The 23,089-nt window shown below is 69.1% G+C and carries 17 protein-coding genes; 7 read left to right on the forward strand and 10 right to left on the reverse strand.

Annotated features, from left to right (window positions below; all coding sequences use genetic code 11):
* Positions 1 to 152: 152 nt before the first annotated feature.
* Complete coding sequence (locus tag ABL312_RS05760; protein ID WP_349360420.1) at positions 153 to 2,192, reverse strand: 4Fe-4S dicluster domain-containing protein; 2,040 nt, start codon at positions 2,190 to 2,192, stop codon at positions 153 to 155.
* Positions 2,193 to 2,482: 290 nt separating this feature from the next.
* Here ABL312_RS05760 and ABL312_RS05765 point away from each other — a divergent pair, with 290 nt between their 5' ends.
* Together ABL312_RS05765 and ABL312_RS05770 are read left to right on the forward strand one after the other, a co-directional pair.
* Complete coding sequence (locus ABL312_RS05765; RefSeq protein ID WP_349360421.1) at positions 2,483 to 3,034, forward strand: DUF3305 domain-containing protein; 552 nt, start codon at positions 2,483 to 2,485, stop codon at positions 3,032 to 3,034.
* Positions 3,031 to 3,798 (forward strand): DUF3306 domain-containing protein, encoded by a 768-nt coding sequence (locus ABL312_RS05770; protein ID WP_349360422.1) that lies wholly within the window; start codon positions 3,031 to 3,033, stop codon positions 3,796 to 3,798. Before ABL312_RS05765 ends, ABL312_RS05770 begins: the two co-directional genes overlap by 4 nt.
* A 151-nt stretch (positions 3,799 to 3,949) precedes the next feature.
* On the opposite strand, the gene ABL312_RS05775 is transcribed toward ABL312_RS05770, so the two are convergent.
* On the reverse strand, positions 3,950 to 4,273 hold the full coding sequence (locus ABL312_RS05775) for a hypothetical protein (protein WP_349360423.1): 324 nt from the start codon (positions 4,271 to 4,273) through the stop codon (positions 3,950 to 3,952).
* 2 nt (positions 4,274 to 4,275) lie between these two features.
* Positions 4,276 to 5,277, reverse strand: a complete 1,002-nt coding sequence (moaA, locus tag ABL312_RS05780) for a GTP 3',8-cyclase MoaA (RefSeq protein ID WP_349360424.1) — start codon at positions 5,275 to 5,277, stop codon at positions 4,276 to 4,278.
* Positions 5,278 to 5,617: 340 nt separating this feature from the next.
* Between moaA and ABL312_RS05785 the strand changes: the two genes are divergently transcribed.
* The gene (locus tag ABL312_RS05785) at positions 5,618 to 5,989 is read left to right on the forward strand and encodes a DUF971 domain-containing protein (protein WP_349360425.1); all 372 of its coding nucleotides are present in this window, start codon (positions 5,618 to 5,620) and stop codon (positions 5,987 to 5,989) included.
* Between the two features lie 137 nt (positions 5,990 to 6,126).
* The gene (locus ABL312_RS05790; RefSeq protein WP_349360426.1) at positions 6,127 to 6,840 is read left to right on the forward strand and encodes a L,D-transpeptidase; all 714 of its coding nucleotides are present in this window, start codon (positions 6,127 to 6,129) and stop codon (positions 6,838 to 6,840) included.
* 21 nt (positions 6,841 to 6,861) lie between these two features.
* Here the strand turns inward: ABL312_RS05790 and ABL312_RS05795 are convergent, their stop codons facing one another.
* The 6 genes from ABL312_RS05795 to ABL312_RS05820 all read right to left on the reverse strand — a co-directional run bounded on the left by ABL312_RS05795 (position 6,862) and on the right by ABL312_RS05820 (position 12,066).
* Entirely contained in the window at positions 6,862 to 7,269 is a 408-nt protein-coding gene (locus ABL312_RS05795; RefSeq protein WP_349360427.1) for a hypothetical protein, read from the reverse strand.
* Between the two features lie 230 nt (positions 7,270 to 7,499).
* Complete coding sequence (locus ABL312_RS05800; RefSeq protein ID WP_349360428.1) at positions 7,500 to 8,090, reverse strand: L,D-transpeptidase; 591 nt, start codon at positions 8,088 to 8,090, stop codon at positions 7,500 to 7,502.
* A 230-nt stretch (positions 8,091 to 8,320) separates the two neighbouring features.
* Complete coding sequence (locus ABL312_RS05805) at positions 8,321 to 9,955, reverse strand: fumarate hydratase (protein WP_349360429.1); 1,635 nt, start codon at positions 9,953 to 9,955, stop codon at positions 8,321 to 8,323.
* Positions 9,956 to 10,096: 141 nt separating this feature from the next.
* On the reverse strand, positions 10,097 to 10,696 hold the full coding sequence (locus tag ABL312_RS05810) for a YceI family protein (protein ID WP_349360430.1): 600 nt from the start codon (positions 10,694 to 10,696) through the stop codon (positions 10,097 to 10,099).
* A gap of 64 nt (positions 10,697 to 10,760) precedes the next feature.
* Positions 10,761 to 11,396 (reverse strand): cytochrome b, encoded by a 636-nt coding sequence (locus ABL312_RS05815; RefSeq protein WP_349360431.1) that lies wholly within the window; start codon positions 11,394 to 11,396, stop codon positions 10,761 to 10,763.
* Between the two features lie 94 nt (positions 11,397 to 11,490).
* Positions 11,491 to 12,066 carry a YceI family protein gene (locus ABL312_RS05820; RefSeq protein ID WP_349360432.1) on the reverse strand — a complete coding sequence of 192 codons (576 nt, stop codon included), beginning with the start codon at positions 12,064 to 12,066 and terminating at the stop codon, positions 11,491 to 11,493.
* Between the two features lie 241 nt (positions 12,067 to 12,307).
* Between ABL312_RS05820 and ABL312_RS05825 the strand changes: the two genes are divergently transcribed.
* A complete protein-coding gene (locus ABL312_RS05825; protein WP_349360433.1) occupies positions 12,308 to 12,940 on the forward strand; it encodes a glutathione S-transferase N-terminal domain-containing protein in 633 nt (210 codons plus the stop codon).
* Between the two features lie 40 nt (positions 12,941 to 12,980).
* Here ABL312_RS05825 and ABL312_RS05830 read toward each other — a convergent pair whose 3' ends face one another.
* The gene (locus tag ABL312_RS05830) at positions 12,981 to 13,679 is read right to left on the reverse strand and encodes a glutathione S-transferase N-terminal domain-containing protein (RefSeq protein ID WP_349360434.1); all 699 of its coding nucleotides are present in this window, start codon (positions 13,677 to 13,679) and stop codon (positions 12,981 to 12,983) included.
* Positions 13,680 to 13,881: 202 nt separating this feature from the next.
* On the opposite strand from ABL312_RS05830, the gene ABL312_RS05835 reads away from it, so the two are divergent.
* Together ABL312_RS05835 and ABL312_RS05840 are read left to right on the forward strand one after the other, a co-directional pair.
* Complete coding sequence (locus ABL312_RS05835) at positions 13,882 to 17,349, forward strand: PAS domain S-box protein (protein WP_349360435.1); 3,468 nt, start codon at positions 13,882 to 13,884, stop codon at positions 17,347 to 17,349.
* Positions 17,350 to 17,569: 220 nt separating this feature from the next.
* On the forward strand, positions 17,570 to 23,077 hold the full coding sequence (locus tag ABL312_RS05840) for an alpha-2-macroglobulin family protein (protein WP_349360436.1): 5,508 nt from the start codon (positions 17,570 to 17,572) through the stop codon (positions 23,075 to 23,077).
* Positions 23,078 to 23,089: the final 12 nt, after the last annotated feature.

Genomic DNA, 23,089 nt, shown 5'->3' on the forward strand with positions numbered 1-23,089 from the left:
GGTGAGGCGCGCAGGCAGGCGGCTCGCCCGGCCTTTGGGCCGCCAGGAGCCAGTCGGCCCGACCGGAGCATCTCTTCCAGAACAGAAAAGGGCGGGACCGGTGGCGGTCCCGCCCTTGTTGCGATGGGGCGGGCGCCGTGCGCGCCGTGCGCTCAGTCGTCCTTCAGGAAATCGTCGACCGACCAGCCGCCCTTGTCGGCCTCGAGGTAATCGTCGGTGGTGACGATCCTCGGCCGCTGACCGCTCCTGAGCGGTGTGTCCGACATCTCCCACTGGGCCGCGATGCGGCAGTCGTCGCACATCTCGATCAGCGCGATCTGGTCCTCGCGCTGGAACATCCAGTGTTTGCCCGAGAGCTTTTCCCGGATGCGGGCGATGGAGGACTTCGTGCCGAAGGGCTTGCCGCAGCTGACGCAGGTCGCCGGCTCTTCCTCGTGGAGCACCGTCGGGCGCATGGCCTCGGCCGTCGCGTTGTAGCGCGCCTCCAGCGTGATGACGCTCTCCGGGCATGTCGTCTCGCACAGCCCGCATTGCACGCAAGCCGCTTCCGTGAAGCTCACCTGCGGCCGGTCGGGATTGTCGGCGAGCGCATTGGCCGGACAGGCCGACACGCAGGCGAGACACAGCGTGCAGCCGTCCGTGTCGATGGAAATGCGGCCGTAGGGCGCGGAGGCCGGCAGGGCGATCGTCTCGACCGGCTGCGGGGCGTCGGCGATGAGGCGGGAGATCGCGCTGCGCGCCACGTCGCGTTTGCCGCCGACGGGCCGGAAGCTCGCCGGCGCGGCCGGCAGAGACCTGTCCGGTTTCGCGAAATGGCGGTCGAGTGCGTCGGGATCGGCCTCGACGGTGATCTCGAAGACGCCGGCGCCCGCGTAGCCCATGCCGGCGAGCAGGGCGTGGGCCAGATCGATCTCGGCCTGCAGCGCCGCCGTTTCCTCCGCTTGCGACGGCGGACAGAGGAACACCAGACGGCGCGCGCCGCCGAGCACGGCGGCAAGCATGGCGTCATGTCCGAAGACAGTCACCGCATGGGTGACGAAGGGCAGGACATTGCCGGGAAGCCCGTCGCCGAACCGCGCCTTGGCGTTGATGAGGTCGACGCCGTGGCTGCCGTCATGCACGAGCAGGACGGGCTCCCTGCCGCCGGCCTTGTGATAGGCGCCGAGCAGGGTCTGCAGGCGGGTGATGAGATCGGCGCGGGTCGGATATTGATAGCTGACGGCGCCGGTCGGGCAATGCGCCGCGCAGGAGCCGCAGCCGCCGCAGATCCCTGCGTCGACGGCGATCGTGTCGCCCGCGCTGGTGATCGCGCCGGCCGGGCAGGCATCGAGGCAGTTGGTGCAGCCGGTCTTGCCGGACCGTCCGTGGGCGCAGATCGACGCGTCATACTGCACGTAGACCGGCTTCTCGAAGGTGCCGACCATGTCGGAAATGTCGAACAGCGCCCGCGCCACCGCCGCCGGGTCCTTCGGGTCGACGCGGATGTAGCCGTCGCGCTTGGCCGGCGCGGTGACGAGCGGCGTCTCGCCGGAGAGATCCAGGATCAGGCTGCAGGTCGCCTTGGCGCCATCGCGCGGCATGGCGAATTGCGCCGCCCCGCGCGAGGAGGGCAGGATCTGCGCATAGCCGTCGACGGTGACGGAAAACCCGCCGAGCGATCCGCCGACGGTGCGGATGCGGCCCGAATGGACCGGCACCTCGAGCACGGCGGGCAGCATGAGATCGCGTGCATCGCTCAGAAGCAGCGAGACGGAGAGCCGCCCCTCGAGCGCCCGGGCCGCGTCCAGCGCGGCCTGACCCGCGCCATAGACCAGACAGACGCCGTCCGATTCGATGGAATGCAGCGGCGCCGGCGCCGCCTCGACCTGCGCTTCGGCCAGAAGGGCGGAGATCTTGGGGTGCGGATCGTTCCCGCGCGCGCTCCAGCCGGCGGTCTCGCGGATGTTCACGAAGGTGATCTGCTGCCCGGCGCCCGCGTCCTCGGCGACCTCGCCGAAGAGCGGGGCTTCCTGCGTGCAGGCGACCGTCATCGGCTCGCCGGTCGCGAGCGCGGTTTCGAAGGCGGACAATTGCGCCCGGCACAGCTGCGTGTGGATGGGTGTGTCGTCGCCGACGCCGTCGATCCGCGCCGGATCGAGCGCCATGGTCTTTTCGCAGTTGCAAAGGAGAACCCGCCGGTGGGGTGCGTTCATCGATTCCCTCCTTGGCGGCGGTGTCACACGGTCGGTGCCGGTCTCCCGAACCGCCGCGCCTCCGCCCATCTCGATTTGGTCGCCAACATAGCGCAGTCGCGCAAGCTTTTCCTCCCCCGCGTCACCCCGATTTTCCCTCGGCTCGCCGGCGTCGTCGCTTGCGAAGATTGTCAAGACGGCCGTTCCGCTCCAAAATCGACCGTGAGAGCCAAAATCGAACGTTGGGGAAGACGCGGGCACGGTCGACGCACGGCCGCCTGAGTCCACTGGACGGATATTCGGAGCTTCGCGTGGAACGGGAAATCTCAACAACGCTCGGCGTGGTGCTGGAACGCGCGCCGGCCGCGTCACGCTGGGCGGACTGGACGTGGTCGGTGCCCGAAGTGGTGCCCGACGCGCCGCCGACCGACGGCTGGCGGCTCTTGTCCGTGGAGGGCGAGCGCACGCGGTTTCTGTCCTCGCCGCATGTGCTGACGCTGCATCACAAGATGGTCGAGGCCTATGACCGCAATATCGAGACGGGCACGCCGCATATCTGGGTGATGCTGGACGAGGTGACCGACGACGACGCGGAGCCGGGCTGGCGCGTCGTCTGCGTCACCGCCGACCCTTATGAAGCGCAAGGGTTTCTCGACAGCGGGGAGGGGCTCGTGGAACGCGTGGCGATGCCCGCGGAGACGGTCGCCTGGATGGCGCGGTTTCTTGCCGCCGTGCCGGAGGCGCCGAGCTTCCGCAAGCGCCGGCGCGACCGGGCGGTGAAGGAAGAGCCCATCTTCGGCAAGACGCCGATCTTCGCGCCGGAGGGACGCCGGCCGGGAGGCGAGGCGGGAGGCGAGGGATGAGCCGGTCCAGGGATCCGCACGACACGCGGGACGGCGACGGCGGCTTCCTCAGCCGCTGGTCGCAACGCAAGCAGGCGGCGCGAAACCTGCCGTCCGGGAGCGCGGATACGCCAGTGGAGGCGCAAACGCCCGCCGTCGACGAGGCCGCGGCCCGGCGCGCGGAGGAGCATGAGCGGCAGCTGGCCGAGAATCGCGCGGCCGCCGAGGCGGTCGATCTCGAAACGCTCGACTTCGGCTCCGATTATTCGGTGTTCCTGAAGGAAGGTGTTTCAACGCAACTGAAAAACGCGGCCCTGCGCAAGCTGTGGAGTTCCAATCCCGTGCTGGCCTGTGTCGACGGCCTCAACGACTACGACGACGACTTCAGGACCATGGCGTCGGTTGCCGAGGAGTTTCGAAGCTCCTGGCAGGTGGGCAAGGGCTACGGCTGGATGCGGGAGGAGGCCGAGGCCGAAGAAGCGCTGCGCGCTGCCGATGCGTCGGGCGACGCGAGCGCGGTAGAGCCCGAGGAAGGCCGAGAGAAGGACGTTGCACACGCCGACGTGTCGGACGGATCGGAGCCGGTTGCTGACAGCGATACGGTGCGAGCGACCGCGCAGGCGGACGATCCGGGCAGCGCGAGCGATACGATCCATGACGGACAGGCCGGCGCCGAGGCCGATGGGACCGGGCCCGAGGCAGCGGGCGGGTTACCCCTGCCGCGCGCATCAGACCCGGCGCCGGTCCCCGTGCGCCCCGCCAGGCGGCGCGTCAGGTTTACCTGAGCAGGCCCCGAGACCTGATCTGGTCCTGGGGGACGCCTGACGGCCCTGAAGGGAGCCCCAGGGGATAGAGTGTCTGCCTCAAGGGGGCTAAGAGCCGACTGACCGTCGACCGGGCCCCCACGCGTGCGGTGGCGCCGCCGGGGGCTTGCTCTCACTGCTGGGGGGGAAACTGCGTCTCGCAATAGGCCACGGCACGGGCGCGGAAGGTCGCATATTGCCCGTCGCCGATCACGCCGTCGGAACGCATCCGGTCGACCGCGCCGACGCGCTCCGTCAGGCAGGCGGCCAGTTCGGGATTGGCCGCCACCGCGCTTGCCGCGTTTTCATCCACGACCGCGGCGAAGGGCGTCATCGGCACGCCCGCGAAGCCATAGCGCCCGATCCAGACGCCGGCCCCGATCACGAGCAGGGCCGCCCCGACCGCCAGAAGACGCGGAACGGGGCCGTCGAGCGCCGAATGGCGCGGCGTCGCCATGGTCAGCCGCCGGTGACGCTCATGTGGCGCGAGACGGCCGGCTGGCGCGTGCGCCGGTCGATGATGAAATCGTGACCCTTGGGCTTGCGGCCGATCGCCTCGTCGATGGCGTCATATAGCAGATCGTTGCTCTCCGAGGCCCGCAGCGCCGCGCGCAGGTCGGCACTGTCGTCCTGGCCGAGGCACATGTACAGCATGCCGGTGCAGGTGACCCGCACGCGGTTGCAGCTTTCGCAGAAGTTGTGCGTCATCGGCGTGATGAAGCCGAGCCGCCCGCCGGTCTCCTTGACCTCGACATAGCGGGCCGGACCGCCGGTCTTGTAGGGAATGTCGGTGAGGGTGAAGTCCTCGGCGATGCGGGCGCGCACCAGCGACAGCGGCAGATACTGGTCGGTGCGGTCCTCGTCGATCTCGCCAAGCGGCATGGTCTCGATCAGCGTGAGGTCGTAGCCGTTGTCGTGACACCAGCGCATCATCGGCACGATCTCGTGCTCGTTGACGCCCTTCAGCGCGACCATGTTGATCTTGATCGACAGCCCGGCCTCGGTCGCGGCCCTGAGGCCGTCCATCACCTTGCCGAGATCGCCCCAGCGGGTGATCGTCTTGAATTTGGCCGCGTCCATCGTGTCCATCGACACGTTGAGCCGGCGCACGCCGCACTCGGCGAGCTCGTCGGCGAAGCGGGCGAGCTGCGAGCCGTTGGTGGTGATCGTCAGCTCCTCGAGCTTGCCGCTGTCGAGATGCCGCGACAGGTTGCGGATCAGGCTCATGATGTTCTTGCGCACCAGCGGCTCGCCGCCGGTCAACCGCAGCTTGCGCACGCCCTTGTCGACGAAGGCGGAACACAGGCGATCCAGTTCCTCGAGCGTCAGCACCTCCCGCTTGGGCAGGAAGGTCATGTCCTCCGCCATGCAGTAGACGCAGCGGAAATCGCAGCGGTCGGTCACGGATACGCGCAGGTAGCTCACCTCGCGGCCGAACGGATCGATCATCGGCTGGGACATGCCTGACACCCTTGAATTCCTGGACGGACGTCCGAACCCGTGTCCGACGCCCTCTCGTTCTTCGCTTCTGTCGCGCTCTGCAAGCGGGTCCGGCAAGGCGGACCCTGCGTGCGCTCCGGACGCCTGGCATCCGGGTTCCTCCGTAGATTGTGAAAGTAGCGGATTGGGCCGCTGCGTCAATCGCCCGCACGCCCGGTCCGGCACCGGACCTGTTTTGCCGAAATGGAAAAGGCGCTTGCGGGTCTTGCCGCACGCGCAGGGCGATCTATGGTCCCACGCAAGGCGGGCGATCCCGCCGCCGTTCACTCCGCCACCACTCCAAGACCGAGGACGATCTCTCGTGAGCGAACCAAAACCCTGGCCAACGGAAATCCGGCTCAGCAAGGACAAGAAACGGCTGACCGTCACCTTCGACACCGGCGAAAGCCATGTCTACGAGGCGGAATATCTCCGGGTCTGTTCGCCCTCCGCCGAGGTGCAGGGGCATTCGCCGTCGCAGAAGAAGACGGTGCCTGGAAAGCGCGACGTCGGCATCATGCAGATCGAACCGATCGGCAATTATGCCGTGAAGCTGCATTTCGACGATCTGCACAACACCGGGCTCTACTCCTGGGACTACTTCATCAAGCTGGCCCGCGAGCGCGACGAGATGTGGGGCGGCTATCTCCGCGATCTGGAGGAAAAGGGCCTGTCGCGCGATCCCAGGGGCTGATCCCGGGCACAGACGCTGGCACGGGCACTGGCCGAGATGCCGGGAGACGCTCATCGCGCAAGACAAGCGGGCGGAATCACCGGCATAGTTGCAGGGACGCGACTCATATCCGTCCGTTGCACCGGAGACCGACGCCCGTGGCCCATTCCGATCCCTCCGCTTTTCGGCGCGCAGCCGCCCAGCTTCCCGCCCGCGCCGGTCTCACCCGCCGGGCGCTGGTCCTTGGCGCGCCGCTGCTGCTCGCCGCCTGCCAGTCCAACCGGCAGGCCATTGAAAGCGCGGGCCTGACGCCGGCCGACGACGGCACGCCGAACTACGCGCTCGCCTATGCGGCGCGGCGCGACGGCGGCTTTCGTCTTCCCGCGATCCCCTACACCGAGTTCGATCCGAAATACCTGCGCCAGACGGTGCGCTATCCCTCGCGCTATCCGCCGGGCACCATCGTGGTCGACCCCAAGGCGAAGTTTCTCTACTTCCTGAAGCCGAACGGCCGGGCCATCCGCTATGGCATCGGCGTCGGCCGCGCCGGCTTCGCCTGGTCGGGGGATGCGACCATCCGCTTCAAGCGCAAGTGGCCCAAATGGTTTCCGCCCGACGAGATGATCGACCGAGACCCCAGTCTCGAGAAATATCGCGACGGTCAGGAGGGCGGTCCCAGCAACCCGATCGGCGCGCGCGGGCTTTATCTGTGGCAGGGCAACGTCGACACGCTCTACCGCATCCACGGCACCAACCAGCCGCGCAGCATCGGGACGAACGCGTCCTCGGGCTGCATCCGCATGTGGCAGCAGGACATCATCGATCTCTACGAGCGCGTCGCGCTCGGGGCGCAGGTCGTCGTGCTGAGCTAGTGACAGGTGCGCCGGCGCGGCTCACTCGCCGTGCAGCCGCTCGGCATAGGCGACGATGGCCTCGACATCCTCGTAGCGGAGAATGACTTCCGCGATGGTCGCGGGCTGTGTGTCCGGGCGTTCCGCGTCGCCTTCGAAGCGCAGATGCGCGGGATGCGGCAGGCGGGCGTGGAAGGTCGCGAAACGCTCGCGCCAGTCGTCCAAGGCCTCGACCAGGATCATAAAGGACGGCGTCGAGGAGATCCCCGTCATCCGGTCGTCGGGTGCGACGACGTGACAGCGGGCGCAATGCTGCCGGGAGAGCGCCTTGCCGCGTTCGGCGAGATCGTCGTCGGCGCGTGCGCCCGGCGCGCTTGCGGCAAGGAGGGCCGTGGCCAGCGGCAGCGCGAGAGACAGCGCGAGAGTCAGGCGGGGATTGGAGCGCGTCACCGGGATCCTCCCATGGATCGGACTTTTCCCGCCGCTGATTGGCGACGGTCCCGCAAGGATAGCCGGCGCGACGCGGCCCGCAAGCCGGGACGCGCGGCGAGGCGCGCGGTTGTTCCGAAACCGCCACAAGACCGCCTCGAACGAAAAAGGCCGGCGTCGAGGCCGGCCTTTTCCTTGGATCTGCGCGCGTGGAAGCGCCTCGGTCAGGGACCCTCCGTCAGGTACGGGGATCAGCGGCGAACCACCACCCGGGTGCCGACCTTGACGTTCTCATAGAGGTGCTTGACGTCGTCGTTGGCCATGCGGATGCAGCCCGAGGAGACGGCGGTGCCGATGGTCCAGGGCTCGTTGGAGCCGTGAATGCGATAGAGCGTCGAGCCGATGTAGAGCGCACGGGCGCCGAGCGGGTTGTTCGGACCGCCTTCCATGTAGGCCGGCAGGGTCTGCCCCTTGGCGCGGGCGCGGGCGCGCATCTGCGGCGGCGGCGTCCAGCCCGGCCACTCGGCCTTGCGGGTCACCCGGTGCGTGCCGGCCCACTGAAAGCCCTCGCGGCCCACGCCGACGCCGTATTTCATCGCCTTGCCGTTCTCCTGGACGTGGTAGAGGCGACGCTCGCTGGTGTCGACGATGATGGTACCCGGGCTGTAGGGGCCGTCATAGCTGACCATCTGGCGGCGGATCGGCGACTTGCCGCTCGGCATGCCGTGCGCGCGGTACTCGATCCATTGTTTGGTGGCCGGGTCGAAGTATCGGGCCGACATGGCCGGCGTCGCGACGATCGCGGCGGCCGTGGTCAGTGCGAGAAAAGCGAAAACGCGCATCGGTCATCCCCATCCGGTGGCAAGAGATCCGCCTCACCAGATGGTCGGGCGGTCGGTGGCTGAGTTTCGGCATTGTCCCTTGCAAAGCCGTTAATGCAAAGGGCCGATGACCACGAGATTGCCGGATTTCGGCCATGATTTCCGTGATGGCGATCACAGTCGCGTGAGGTGGGGCGGCGCTCAAGCACCGCGTGCGCCCGCAAGGGGGCGCACGCGGGATGTGTGTCGGCTCAGCCGAGGTTCAGTTCCTTGAAGAAGTCGTTGCCCTTGTCGTCGATGACGATGAAGGCGGGGAAGTCCTCGACCTCGATCCGCCAGATCGCTTCCATGCCGAGTTCCTCGAACTCCACGACCTCGACCTTCTTGATGCAGTCCTGCGCAAGCCGCGCGGCCGGGCCGCCGATGGAGCCCAGATAGAAGCCGCCATGCGCCTGGCAGGCGCGGCGCACCTGTGCCGAGCGGTTGCCCTTGGCGAGCATCACCATCGACCCGCCGGCCGCCTGGAACTGATCCACATAGGCATCCATGCGTCCGGCCGTCGTCGGGCCGAAGGAGCCGGACGCATAGCCTTCCGGCGTCTTGGCCGGGCCGGCGTAATAGATCGGGTGGTTCTTGAAATAGTCGGGCAGGGGCTCACCGGCCTCCAGCCGCGCGCGCAGCTTGGCATGCGCCAGATCGCGGGCGACGATCACCGGACCCGACAGCGACAGGCGCGTCTTGATCGGGTGTTTCGTCAGTTCGGCGAGGATCTCCGGCATCGGCCGCGTGAGGTCGATCTTCACCACGTGATCGGACAGCGCGTCGTCGGTCACTTCCGGCATGTACTTGTGCGGCTCGCGCTCCAGCGCCTCCAGGAAGATGCCGTCCCTGGTGATCTTGCCCACCGCCTGACGGTCGGCGGAGCAGGAGACGCCGAGGCCGATGGGAAGCGAGGCACCGTGGCGCGGCAGCCGGATGACGCGCACGTCGTGGCAGAAATACTTGCCGCCGAACTGCGCGCCCACGCCGCTCGCCTGGGTGAGCTTGTGGATCGCCGCTTCCATCTCCAGATCGCGGAAGGCGTGGCCGGCCTCCGAGCCTTGCGTCGGCAGTGCATCGAGATAGCGCGCCGAGGCGAGCTTCACCGTCTTGAGGTTCATCTCGGCCGACGTGCCGCCGATCACCACGGCGAGGTGATAGGGCGGGCAGGCGGCCGTGCCGAGCGTCAGGATCTTTTCGCGGATGAACTCCATCAGCCGCTCGGGCGTCAGCAGCGACGGCGTGCCCTGGAAGAGGAACGTCTTGTTGGCCGAACCTCCGCCCTTGGCCATGAACAGGAACTTGTAGGCGTCCTCGCCCTCCGAATAGAGCTCGATCTGCGCCGGCATGTTGTTCGCGGTGTTCTTCTCCTCATACATGGAGATCGGCGCGAGCTGCGAATAGCGCAGGTTTTTCTTGAAGTAGGCGTCGCGCGCGCCCTCGCCGAGCTTCGCCTCGTCGCTGCCGTCGGTCCAGATGCGGCGGCCCTTCTTGCCCATGACGATCGCCGTGCCGGTGTCCTGGCACATCGGCAGCACGCCGTGGGCGGAGATATTGGCGTTCTTCAGCAGGTCGAAGGCGACGAACTTGTCGTTGTCGGTCGCCTCCGGATCGTCGAGGATCTTGCGCAACTGCTCCAGATGGCCCGGACGCAGAAAGTGGTTGATGTCGGCGAAGGCCTCTTCCGCCAGGAGCCGCAGCCCCTCCGGCTCGACCACGATCACCTCTTCGCCGTTGAAGGTCGCCGTGCTGACGAAGTCGGAGGTCAGCTTGCGGTAGGGCGTGGGATCCTCCGACAGCGGGAAGAGCGAGGTGTGCTGGTAGGCGGGGGGCGTTTGCTCGGACATGATCGACCTTGGCGTTGACGCGTGAACGGGATGTGGCGGCCTTTTACGCCATTCTCCCGGCGCGCGCCAAGGCCGAGTGTCACGGGCGCCGGCGTCGCCGATGCGGTGGCGCCGGCCCTCCTGCGCGTGCGCTTGAGGCGCTCAGCGGGTCGCGACGATCTCGAGCGTCACCGTGACGCCGTCGGCCACCGTGTCGGTGCCCACATCCGTGCCGACCTCATAGGCGGTGCGCGCCAGCGTCACTTCGGCCGCGGCGCGGGCGGTATCGCCGTCGATCTCGAGCGAAAAGGGCAGGGTCAGCGGCATCTCGATGCCCTTGAGGGTCAAGGTGCCGGAGGCCTCAAAGCGGCCGTCGCCGACCGCGACGATCTCGCTGGAGACGAAGCGTGCCTGCGGATGGGCGGCTGCGTCGAACCAGCTGGCGCCGGGCAGCGTGCCGTCGACCTGCGGCTGGCCGGTCGTCGCCGACGCGGTGCCGACGTTGGCCGCGATGCGGGCCTCACCCAGCGCCTGCGGATCGAGCGTGATCTCCGCGCTCCAGTCGGTGAAGCGGCCTTCGAGCGGCGATCCGTTCTGCCGGGCGGTGAAGGCGAGGGTGCTTGCGCCTTGATCGACGGTCCAGTCGCTGGCAAGGGCCGGAGCGGTCGCAAGCGGGATGGCAAGAAGCGCGGCTGCCAGAACGGCGGGCAGAACGGCAGGCAGAACGGCGGCGCGGGGCGCGGTGCGGATCGATGCGATCATGTCGGTCTCCGATGGGGTGGCTGCACTGATGGAGAAACGTGGTCAGTTGGACAAACGCGCTCGGTCAGTCGCCGGATGCGCGTAAGGATGACGCAGCGTCCGTGTCGGCGTCGGCGTCGGGGGCGCGTGCCGGGCGCGGCGACAGCATGCGGGCGAGCACGTCGTCGCGGTCGAGGAAATGGTGCTTCAGCGCGGCGGCGACATGCGCGACGAAAAGGGCGAGCAGCAGGAAGCCGGCGTATTCATGCAACGCCATGAAGACCTTTTCCGTCTCCGCCTTGGTGCCGAAGGCCTCGCCGACCGGCAGATGGGGAATGGGCAGCACGTCGAAGACGACCGTCGGAATGCCCCAGGGCGAGGCCGACACCATCAGCCAGCCGGTCACCGGCAGCGCGATCAGCACGGCATAGAGCCCCGCATGGCCGAGATGTGCCGCCCATCGCTGCCAGGCCGGCAGGGCGGCGGGCAGGCGCGGCGCGGGATTGGCGACCCGCCAGGCGAGGCGGGCCACGGCGAGCGCGAGCACAAGGAAGCCGAAGGACTTGTGCCACTGGTAGATAGCGAAAGTCTCCGGCGCCATCGGATCGAGGCCGGTCATGTATTTGCCGACCGCGAAGAGGCCGATCATCAGCACGGCCATGACCCAGTGAAAGGCGATGGCCACAAGGCCGTAGCCGGTCGGCGTATTGCGAAGCTGCATGACGAACCCTTTCACGTCTTGCGGGCACTGCGCGCGGGCAAGACGCCCCGGACGGGGCCGGACGAACCGCCGGCCCCGGCTGCGGCACGGCCGCTTACTGCGCCTGAAGAGCCTCGGCGCTGAAGGAGATCGTGACCTCGTCGCCGACATAGGGCACGAACATGTCCATGCCATAGTCGGAGCGCTTGACCACGGTCGTGGCGTCGAAGCCGATCGCCTGCTTCTTGGCCATGGGGTGCTCGCCCAGCGCGTTGACGGTCACCTCGAAGGTCGCCGGCTTGGTCACGCCCTTGATGGTCAGGTCGCCGGTCACCGACAGTGTGGTCTCGCCGGTCTTCTCCACGTCGGTGGTGACGAAGGTGGCGCGCGGGTGGGTGTCGACGTCGAAGAAGTCGGCGCTCTTCAGGTGCTTGTCGCGCTCCGCCCAGAAGGTGTCCATGCTGTCGATCTCGACGGTCATGGTGATGGAGGAGTTCTCCGGCGTTTCCTGGTCGATCACCAGCTCGCCCGTCCACTCGCCGAAGCGGCCGTCGGTGGTCGAATAGCCCAGGTGGTCGTAGCTGAAGACGAGATTGGCATGCGACTTGTCGAACTCATAGGCGACCGGTTCGGCAAGTGCGGGGGCGGCGACGAGAACGCCGGTGAGGGCGAGGGCGGCGGCACGGATCATGATGAAACTCCTGCAAGATGCTGTTCTCGGGGTCAGGCGCCGGGTGGCGCTTTCGGGAGGAGACATCGGCGGTTCGGCCGCGTTCATCAAGCACCCCTGCCTGAATTGACTGTCCATGAAGCGTGAACGATGAGCCTTTATCCGGCCGTATTCCGAAAGAATTTCATGACGCTTGCATGACGCTTGCGCGATCCGGGGCCTTGGGGCACGCTTCCGGCGTCATCGGCGGATGAGGGCTGGCATGATCGATCTTTACACCTGGACGACGCCCAACGGGCGCAAGGTCTCCATCATGCTGGAGGAGTGCGGGTTGCCGTACGAGGTCTATCCGGTCGACATCCTCAACCGCGAGCAGTACCGGCCGAATTTTCTCCATATCTCGCCGAACGGAAAGATCCCCGCGATCATCGACCGCGAGGCCGGCGTGAGCCTCATGGAGTCGGGGGCGATCCTTCTCTATCTCGCGGAAAAGACCGGGCGTTTCCTGCCCGCCGACGGGCCGGGGCGGCTGCGGGTGATCGAATGGCTGATGTGGCAGATGGGCGGCTTCGGCCCGATGCTCGGCCAGGCGCACCATTTCCTGCATTTCAACCCCGGCAAGGCGCCCTATGCGGAGGAGCGCTATGCCGCCGAGGCGCGGCGTCTCTATTCCGTGCTCGACCGGCAACTGGCGGATCATTCCTTTGTCGCCGGCGACTATTCGATCGCGGATATGTCCGTCTGGCCCTGGGCGAGCCGCTTCGAATGGCAGGGGATCGATCTCGCGGAGTTTCCCAACGTCCGGCGCTGGTATCTCGACGTTGCCGCGCGCCCTGCGGTGCAGCGCGGCTATCAGGTGCCGCCGGCCGGTCACGAAATGCCGATGCCGGCGTGAGCGCCGGCACCTGAGATTTTGGGGATCGAAAAGGCGCGCGTCAGGCGGGCTGAACCAGCCCGCGCTGCACGGCCGGGCGCGCCAGGCAGGTCTCGAGCCAGCGGGGCACATGGGTGAGCGCGTCGAGCCCGCTGATCTCGCCGGCCTCGTAGAAGCCGCCGAGCGTGCGCACCCAGGGAAACAGGGCGATATCGGCGATCGTATAGTCGTCGCCCATGATGAAGCGCCGCTCCGTCAGGCGCTGTTCGAGCACGGCGAGCAACCGCTTTGTCTCGCCCAGATAGCGCTCGCGCGGATAGGGGTCGGCGCAATTGTCGGGGGCGATCTTGTAGAAGTGGCCGAACTGCCCGAACATCGGGCCGACGCCGCCCATCTGGAACATCAGCCACTGCAGGCATTCGTAGCGTGCCCGCGGCTCGGCCGGCAGCAGCTTGCCGGTCTTTTCGGCGAGATAGATCAGGATCGCACCGCTTTCCCAAAGCGGCATCGGGGCGCCGTCCGGCCCGTCGGGGTCGATGATCGCCGGGATCTTGTTGTTCGGATTGAGCGACAGGAACTCCGGCGTCATCTGGTCGTCGGTCGCGAACGACACCTTGTGCGCCTCATAGGGCAGTCCAAGCTCCTCCAGCGCGACGGACACCTTGATGCCGTTGGGCGTGGCCAGCGAATAAAGCTGGATGCGGTCGGGGTGGCTGGCCGGCCAGCGGCGGGTGATCGGAAAGGCGGAGAGCGACGTCATCGCGAACCTCTTTGGTCGAAGGGTGGGCCTTTTCCCGCGTCTTACGCCATGTGGTCCGCGCTGTCTTTCGACAATTTCCGCCCTTGCCCGCTGAAGGGAGGCGATGCCGGCGCGATGTCGATGACGATCCGCGTGTGCTGCGATAGTCTGGGCGCCAGGACGCAGGCCCGCATCGGGCGGCAGGGGGCGGATCGCACCGGACATGTCCAGCACGAAACGCATCGCGGGCCGCCTGGCGGGCAACATGACGGCGCTGGCCATCGCCGCGGTCCTGTCCTGCGTGGGGCTGGCCTATGTGCTGTTCGACCATCTGCGCGACGATCTGGTGCGCGAGGCGCTGCGCATCGTGGCGACCAAGACGGTGGTCGCGGAAAGCTCCGGGCTCTATCACACCTTCGTGGACACGCCGGCCGCGCCGGTGGAGGGAATGGCCCTGGTCTCCAGCGACTTGCGCTTCGCCCCGCTTGAGCTCGATCTAGTCGCGCTCGACCCGGCGGCCGGGGAGGCGCTGGGCCTGTCGCGCCGGAGCCTGGCGCCGCTTCTCGAGGGGCCGGCGGACGGAGACACGGGACAATTCGTGGCCGAGGCGCAGAGCGGCGACGGGCGGACCCGTCTCACCGTCGCCCTGCCATTCACCAGGACCGGGAGTTGCCTCGCCTGTCACGCGCCGGGAGCGGCGGCCGCCGGCATCCCGGAAGGCGTCGACTGGGCGTCGGGGCAAGACGGCAAGGCCGTCGGTCTTCTCGTCGCGCGCTCCGCGCTCGAGGGGCCGTTCCTGCGTCCCTCGGATCTGGTCGAACTGGCCAGCGTGACCCTGGCGGTGGCCTCGCTGTTCCTTCTCGGTGCCTTGTTGCGCCGCCAGCGGCGCCTGAATGCCGAAGCGCTTGCCAGAACCCGCGCGTCGGAGCGCGAGGTGGAGCATCTTCGCCAGCTGGCGGAGGCCCAGCGCGAAATGCAGGACCGCGAGGCGCGCCTGCGCGCGATCGTGCAGAACATCGGCGAGGCACTGATCACCTATGACGGTCTGGGGCGGATCGAGAGCGTCAATCCGGCCGCCTGCCGGATCTTCATGCGTCCTCCGGAGGTCCTGCTCGGAAGCGCCATCGAGGGGTTGTTCTCCGATCCCAAGACCGGCGTCCCCTTGTCCTTTCAGCTGTTCCCCACCCTCGCCCCGGACAGCGGCGCGAGCGAGACCATGGAGTTCTTCGCCGTTCGCGCGGATGGCACGCACCTTCCCGTCGATCTGGCGGTGACCACCATGCGGCTCGACGCGCGACGGCTTCATGTGGCGATCGTGCGCGACATCTCCAAGCGCAAGGAGGCGGAGGCGCAACTGGGCGAGGCGCAGGAACGGCTGCGCGACGCCATCGAGGCGTTGCCCGACGCCTTCGTGCTTTACGATGCCACCGACCGCCTGGTGATCTGCAACCAGCGCTACCGCGATCTCTATGCGCTGAGCTCCGAGGTCATCCGGCCCGGCAAGCGCTTCGAGGACATCATCCGCTTCGGTGTCGAGCAGGGGCAATATGCGGCGGCGAGCGAGGATCCGGAGGGCTGGCTCGCGGAGCGGCTGCGCCTGCACCGGGATCCGCCGGGCCGGCCCATCGAGCAGCGTCTCGGCGACGGGCGCTGGTTGCGCGTCTTCGAGCGGCGCATGCCGGACGGGCAGACGGTAGGATTTCGCATCGACATCACCGAGCTGAAGCGGCGCGAGGAGGATCTTCGGCGCCGCGAAAGCCAGTTGCGCGCGGTGGTGCGCGGGGCGCTGGACGCCATCGTCGTGGCCGACCGCGACGGGTGCATTCGCGAATTCAATCCGGCCGCCGAGCAGGTGTTCGGCTTCACCCGGGCGGAAGCGATGGACAGGCCCGCGCGCGACCTGCTCGTGCCCCGCCGGCATCGCGACCTTTACGACGCGCGCATGCGCTCGATCCTCGAGGCGACCCGCGAGACGGAAGTGGCGCAGCGCGTGGAGGCCCGGGCCTTGCGCAAGGACGGCACGGAAATCCTGATGGAGATCGCCTTCAACCGGGTCCAGGGCGAGGACGGTCCGGTCGTGCTCGCCTTCCTGCGCGACATCACCGAGGAGCGGGCCAAGACGCTTGCGCTGGAGGACGCGCGGGTGCGCGCCGAAGAGGCCGACCGCGCCAAGTCCGATTTCCTGGCGATGATGAGCCACGAGATCCGCACGCCGCTGAACGCCGTGATCGGGCTTCTGGATCTGATGATGCACACGCCGCTCGACGACACCCAGCGCAGTCACGTCGACACCGCGCGCCAATCCGCGCTCGCCCTGCTGCAGATCCTCAACGACATTCTCGATTTCTCGCGGCTGGAGGCGCGGCGGCTGGAATTCGTGGATGCGCCCTTCGACCCGCGCGCGCTGCTGGAGGCGGTGCGGGCCCTGTTCTCGGTTCGGGCCGAGGAAAAAGGCATCGCGCTCACGGTGTCGGTGGCGCCGGACGTTCCCGGGGCGCTCGTGGGAGACGCGGGACGTATCCGCCAGGTGCTGATCAACCTGGTCGCGAATGCTGTCAAGTTCACGGAGGCGGGCGGCGTCGTCGTCACGCTGTCGGGCCGGGGGGCGACGGCTCCGGCGGCGGGGGAGCGTGCGCGCCTGCGCTTCGCCGTCGAGGACAGCGGGGTCGGGATCGCGCCGAGCCACGCGGAAGGGATCTTCTCGCGCTTCACGACCTCGGGACGGGGCACCTACGGCCGCACCGAGGGGGTCGGTCTCGGACTGGCGATCAGCCGCGAACTCGTCGAGGGGATGGGCGGCGAGATCGCCTATGCGCCGCGCGCCGGCGGTGGCAGCCGTTTCCGCGTCGATCTCGACCTGCCCGCCGTCGACCCGGCCCGGCTTGCCGAGGCGCCCCCGGGCGAGGAGGAGACCGAGCCCGGGCTCCTGCGGGGCGCGCGCATCCTGCTGGCGGAGGACAATGCGACCAATCAGATGATGACCGGCGTGCTGCTCGAGCGGTGGGGCTGCGACTACGAGATCGCGCAAACCGGTGCGCAGGTGCTCGACCTGCTGGAACGGGCCCGCTTCGACGCGATCCTGATGGATGTGTCGATGCCGGACCTCGACGGGTTCGAAGCGAGCCGCAGGATCCGCGAAGGTGGAGGGCCGCAAGCCGACGTGCCGATCGTCGCCCTGACCGCGCACGCCCAGGTGGCGGAGCGGGACAAGGCCTTTTCGGTCGGCATGAATGCCTTCGTGACCAAGCCGATCGACGCGGCTGCGCTGAAGGCGGCGCTGGGCGACGCTCTGCGCGCGCGCACTGTCTCTATCGCGGACATGCGCGATGGTGAGGACGCGGATGGAATCGATGCCACGCGCCTCGCCCAGGTGAGCGACGATCTGCCCGCGGATCTGCGCGACGCCATCTTTTCCCGCTGTCTCGCCGATCTCGAGGAACAGGCGACGCGGCTGGAGGGCGCGGAGACGGCGGAAACGCTCGAGGCGGCCGCGCATGTGCTCGTCTCGCTCGCCGCCACCTTCGGGGCGACCGCGGTCAGCGAGGCGGCCGAGGCGCTGGAGCGTCGTGCCCGAACGGAGACGCACGGATTCGCCGCGCTCGCGGCGGAGGCGCGTGCGCTCGCCGGGCGGGTGCGCGCGGCGGGGCGCCGGATCGCGGCCTGGCATCGCGCGTCGGACGCAGCGGAATAGAACGGTCGCCGGATCGGCTGAAAGCGTGCGTGCGTTTTGGTCTTGGACTTGTCACGATTGGGTGATTCCATCGATCCAGGCCGAAGGATCGCGGACGATGCCGGTGGGTACGCCTGCCCGGCATCGCGCGATGCGGCGATATCGGGACCTGTCGCCGACCGTCGTCGACGAGAGGCTGGCGTTAGACTGGCGTTTCAACGCCGCACGGGGGGACGCAAGAATGCGCGACTGCACACCGAACCACCGCTGGACGAGGCGCGCGCGCGCCCTCGCGGTTGCCGCAATGACCGGGCTCGTCGCGCTCGCGCCGCAGGCCGTGCAGGCCGAGGAGCGGCGCATCGTGACGGTGGAGGATGCGGATTATTTCGGCGCGGATTTCCGCACCCTGAAGGACGTCGATCTGGAGGCCTGCAAGGCGGCCTGTCTCGACGCCCCCCAATGCCGGGCCTTCACCTTCAACCGCGCGGCCGGTTGGTGTTTCCTGAAATCGGACGTCGGCCGGCTCCAGGCCTTCGACGGGGCGGTCGCCGGCCGCGTTGTCACTGTGCAGGCGATGGACGCGGACGAACGCGCGGATCGCGCGCGCGATCTCGCCTTCGTGCCCCGGCCGATTCTCGACGAGGCGGCGCGCTACGCCCGTTCGCTGCCGCGCAGCTACCGTCCGGACGGCCAATCGGCCGACGCCCTCGCATCGACGGCGCGCCGGGACCTGGCCGACGGGCGTCCCGCCGACGCGGAGACCGGCTTCGCCCGCGCGCTGGTGCGCGACGAGACCCGCTTCGACAGCTGGACGGGCCTCACGCGGGCGCTGCTCGCCCAGGAACCCGACGACTGGCGGCGCCGCACGGCCGTGATCGAGAACGGGTCGGGCGCGGCGATCAACGCCTATCTCGCCGCCGGCGACGAAAGCGCCCGGGTGACCGCGCTCGAACTGATGGCGAGCGCGCTAGAGCGGCGCCAGCTCTACAAGCCGGCGATCCGCGCGCTCAGGGCCGCGCTCGCACTGGAGGAAACCCCGGCGCTGCGCAGCCGCTATGCCGCACTCGTCGCCGAACACGGCTTTCGCATCCTCGACCATCAGGTCGATGCCGACGCGGTGACGCCGCGCGTGTGCGTCGTCTTCTCCGACACCCTGCGCCGGGCGACCCACATGGCGCCCTTCGTGCGGGTGACCGGCGAGGGGCCCTTCGCGGTCGAGAGCGAGAACGCGCAGATCTGCGTCGACGGCGTGCGTCACGGCGAGCGCTACGACATTCTGGTGCGCGAGGGCGTTCCCGCCGCCGACGGCGAAACGCTGGAGAAATCCGCCTCCATCTCCGTCTACGTGCGCGACCGCAGCCCCTCGGTGCGCTTTCTCGGGCGCGCCTATGTGCTGCCCGCCGGCGACGGCGCCACGATCCCCATCGTCTCGGTCAACACGCAGGAGGTCGAGGCGACCGTCTATCGCATCGGCGAGCGCGGTCTCGCCTCCGCCCTGCGCGACCGCCGCGTCCTGTCGCAGCTCAATCCGAACCGCGCCGACGAAATCCGCGAGGAATACGGCGAGGAAGTGTGGAGCGGCGTGGTCGAGACCGAAGCGCCGCTCAACGACGATGTGACGACCGCCATTCCCGTCGCCGATCTGGGGCTGGAGATGCGGCCCGGCATCTACGCCATGGTGGCGCGCGCCCGCGAGGACACGCAGAACCGCTGGGGCCCCAAGGCCACGCAATGGTTCCTGGTGTCCGATCTAGGCATCACGGCGCAGTCCGGCGCCGATGGAACGCTGGTCGCGGTGCGGGCGCTCTCCGATGTCGGCGCGGTCGCGCAGGCGCAGGTGCGCCTTGTCGCGGTGAACAACGATGTGCTCGGCGAGACGACGACGGACGACCAGGGCGTGGCGCGTTTCGCGCCGGGTCTGACGCGCGGCACCGGCGGCCGCGCGCCGGCGCTCGTCTCCGTCGAGACCGAGGCCGGGGATTACGCCTTTCTCGATCTCGGCAAGCCGGCCTTCGACCTGAGCGACCGTGGGGTCGCGGGGCGCCCGGCGCCCGGCGCGGTGGATGTCTTCGCCTGGCTCGACCGGGGCGTCTACCGGCCCGGCGCCACGGTGAATGCGAGCGCGATGGCGCGCGACCGCACCGCGCGGGCGGAAGAGGGTCTGCCACTCACCTTCGTCTATGAACGCCCCGACGGCGTGGAACACGCGCGCGTGTCGGTCGCGGACGCCGGCGCGGGCGGGCGCAGCCACGCGCTCGATCTGCCGGCCGGCGCCCAGCAGGGCAGCTGGCAGCTTCGCATCTACGTCGACCCCGAGGGCGAGGCGGTCGCCGAGGCCGCCTTTCTGGTGGAGGACTTCCAGCCCGAGCGCGTCGACTTCACGCCGGAAGCGGATGCGGAAACCTTCGATCCGCTGAACCCGCCGACGGTCTCGCTCACGGGGCGCTTCCTCTACGGCGCGCCAGCCTCGGGCCAGCGCGTGGAGGGCGAGGTGATCGTCACGCCGACGCGCGAGACGCCGGCGCATCCCGGCTATGTCTTCGGTCTGACGGACGAGGGTCTTTTCCCCGCCCGCGCGCAGCTTCCCGACGATCTGAAAACGGATGCGGAAGGCGCGGCGCGCTTCACCCCGCCCTTGCCGGAGCTGACCCCGACCACCGGGCTCTACCGTGCGCGCATCGTGACCCGGCTGGTGGAGGCCGGCGGTCGTTTCGTGGAACGCGATCTGGAGATGCCGGTTCTCGCCGATGGCCTGCGCATCGGCATTCGGCCCGCCTTCGACGACGGGGTCGGGGAGGGCGGCCCGGCCGAGTTCGACGTGATCGCGCTCGATGCCTCCGGCGAGCGGCGCGCGCTCGACGGCGCGCGCTGGACGTTGTCGCGGCTCGACACGCAGTATCAGTGGTATCTCGCCGACGGGCGCTGGTCGTTCGAACCGGTCACCTCGGCGCGGCGCGTCGCCGACGGCGAGATCGGCATCGGCACGGACGATCCGGCGCGGCTTTCCGTTCCGGTCGACTGGGGGCGCTACCGTCTTGAGGTGAGTGCCGAAGGCGACAGGCCGGTCGCCAGCAGCGTGGAGTTCAACGCCGGCTGGTACGTGGGGGCGGCGACCTCGCAGACGCCCGACGTGCTGGAGGTCGGGCTCGACAAGCCGGCCTATCGCGTCGGCGAGACCGCGACGCTGCGGCTGACGCCGCGCTTCGCCGGCACGGCGCTCGTCTCCGTTCTGTCCGATCGCGTGATCGAAAGCCGCTTCGTGCCGGTTTCCGAGGGCGAGGAGAGTGTCACCTTCACCGTCACCGAGGAATGGGGAAGCGGGGCCTATGTCACCGCGACGCTGCTCAGGCCGATGGATCTGGAGGCCGGGCGCATGCCCTCGCGCGCGCTCGGGCTGCAATGGCTCGCCGTCGATCCGGGCGCGCGCAAGCACGCCGTGACTCTCGAGGCGCCCGAAACGATCCGTCCGCGCTCGACGCTCGACGTCGACGTGACCATCGCCGGTCAGGAGGCGGGCGAGACGGCCTATCTGACGATCGCCGCCGTCGATGTCGGCATTCTCAACCTGACGCGCTTCGAGACGCCCGATCCCGACGGCTGGTACTTCGGCCAGCGCCGGCTCGGCGTCGACATCCGCGACTATTACGGCGAACTGATCGACCGCACCGCCGGGACCCGGGGGCGCGTGCGCTCCGGGGGCGACGGCATGGGAATGGCGCTCGGCGCGCCGCCGCCGCAGGAACAGCCGGTCGCGCTGTTCTCCGGCGTGGTCGAGACGGACGCGGAGGGCCGCGCGCGCGTCTCCTTCGACGTGCCCGACTTCAACGGCACCCTCCGGCTGATGGCGGTGGCCTGGAGCGCCGGTGGCGTCGGCCACGCCGAGCGCGAGGTGACCGTGCGCGATCCCCTCGTCATGACGGCGACGCTGCCGCGCTTCCTCAGTCCCGGCGACGCCTCGCGGCTACTCGTCGAGGTCGACAATGTGGAAGGCCCGGCCGGCGATTACGATCTGGCGGTGACCGTCGACGGCCCCGTGTCGATCGAGGACACCGGCGACAGCCCGTCGCTGACGCTGGCGGCAAAGGAGCGGCGCACGCTCCGCCTGCCGATCCGCGCAGGCGACGCGGCCGGCGACGCCAGCCTCTCCCTGCGGCTCACCGGACCGGAGGGCATGGAGATCGTCCGCACCCTGGCACTCGGCGTGCGCGACACGACGCCGCCGCTGACGCGGCGCTCCTTCGTGACGCTCGCCGGCGGCGGATCGCTGACGCTCGACGCGGATACGCTCGCCGGTCTCGATCCGGCGGCAAGCCGCGTGACACTCGCCGCCGGCGGGACCGCGCGCATCGACATCCCCGGCCTCGTGGCCGGGCTCGACCGCTACCCCTATGGCTGCACCGAGCAGGTGACGTCGCGGGCGCTGCCGCTGCTCTACCTCAACGAGGTGGCGCTCGCCGCCGGTCTCGACGGCGATACATCGGTGCGCGAGCGGGTCGCGACCGCGATCACGCGGGTGCTCGGCAATCAGTCTGCAAACGGTGCCTTCGGGCTGTGGAACAGCTACGGCGGCGGCGAGACCTGGCTCGATGCCTATGTCACCGACTTCCTTCTCAGGGCGCGCGAGCGCGACTACGACGTGCCGCCCCGCGCGCTCGAGGCCGCGCTCGACAACCTGCAGAACCGCGTCGCCTATGCCTCGGACTTCCAGGACGGCGGCGAGGATGTCGCCTATGCGCTCTATGTGCTGGCCCGGGCCGGGCGCGCGTCCATCGGCGATCTGCGCTACTACGCCGACGTGAAGCTCGACGCCTTCGGCTCGGCGCTCGCCAAGGCGCAGATCGGCGCGGGGCTGGCGCTCTACGGTGAGCGGGAGCGGGCCGGGCAGGCCTTCGACGCGGCCATCGCTGCGGCCGGCGGTCCGGAGGGCACCGGCTATCGCAGCGACTATGGCACCGGGCTGCGCGATGCCGCCGGCGTGCTGACCTATGTCACAAGGGCCGATCTCGACGGCGATCCGCATGTGGAGCTCGCCCGCATGGTCGCCGACCGTCAGGACGTGGCCGAGGCTCTGTCGACGCAGGACATGGCCTGGCTTGTCCTGGCCGGCCATGAATTGCAGCGCCAGGCCGACACGCGGGACTTCGCCATCGACGACACGCCGGTTGCGGGCGGGCTCGCCCGTGTGTTCGCCGGTGAGACGCTCGCCGAGACGGCCGTGCGGCTGGAGAACCGGAGCGAGACGCCCGCCGAGATCGTCGTGACGGCCAACGGCCGGCCGCTCGCGCCGGAGCCCGGCGGCGGACGCGGATACGCGATCACGCGCGCGGTCTACGATCTCGACGGCAACCCGGTGGATCTCGCCGCCCTGCCGGTCAACACCCGCGTGGCCGTGGTGCTGACCGTGACCCGGGAGCGGCCCGGCAAGGGACGCACGCTCGTCGTGGACCGCCTGCCGGCGGGGCTTGTCATCGACAATCCGCGTCTGGTGCGCTCCGGCGACATCGGCGCGCTCGACTGGCTGGCGACGGTCGACACGGCCGAGCATGTCGAATTCCGCGACGACCGTTTCGTCGTGGCCCTCGACGAGACCCGCTACACTGGCGACAGCTACAGCTTCGCCTATCTGGCGCGGGCGGCCGTGCCGGGCAGCTATGCCCATCCGGCGGCCACGGTCGAGGACATGTATCGACCGGATCTCGCCGCGCGCACCGGGGCGGGGCGGGTCGAGATCCTCGGCCCGCGTCGCTAGGCCGATGCGACG

Source organism: Stappia sp. (assembly GCF_040110915.1).
Lineage (GTDB): Bacteria > Pseudomonadota > Alphaproteobacteria > Rhizobiales > Stappiaceae > Stappia.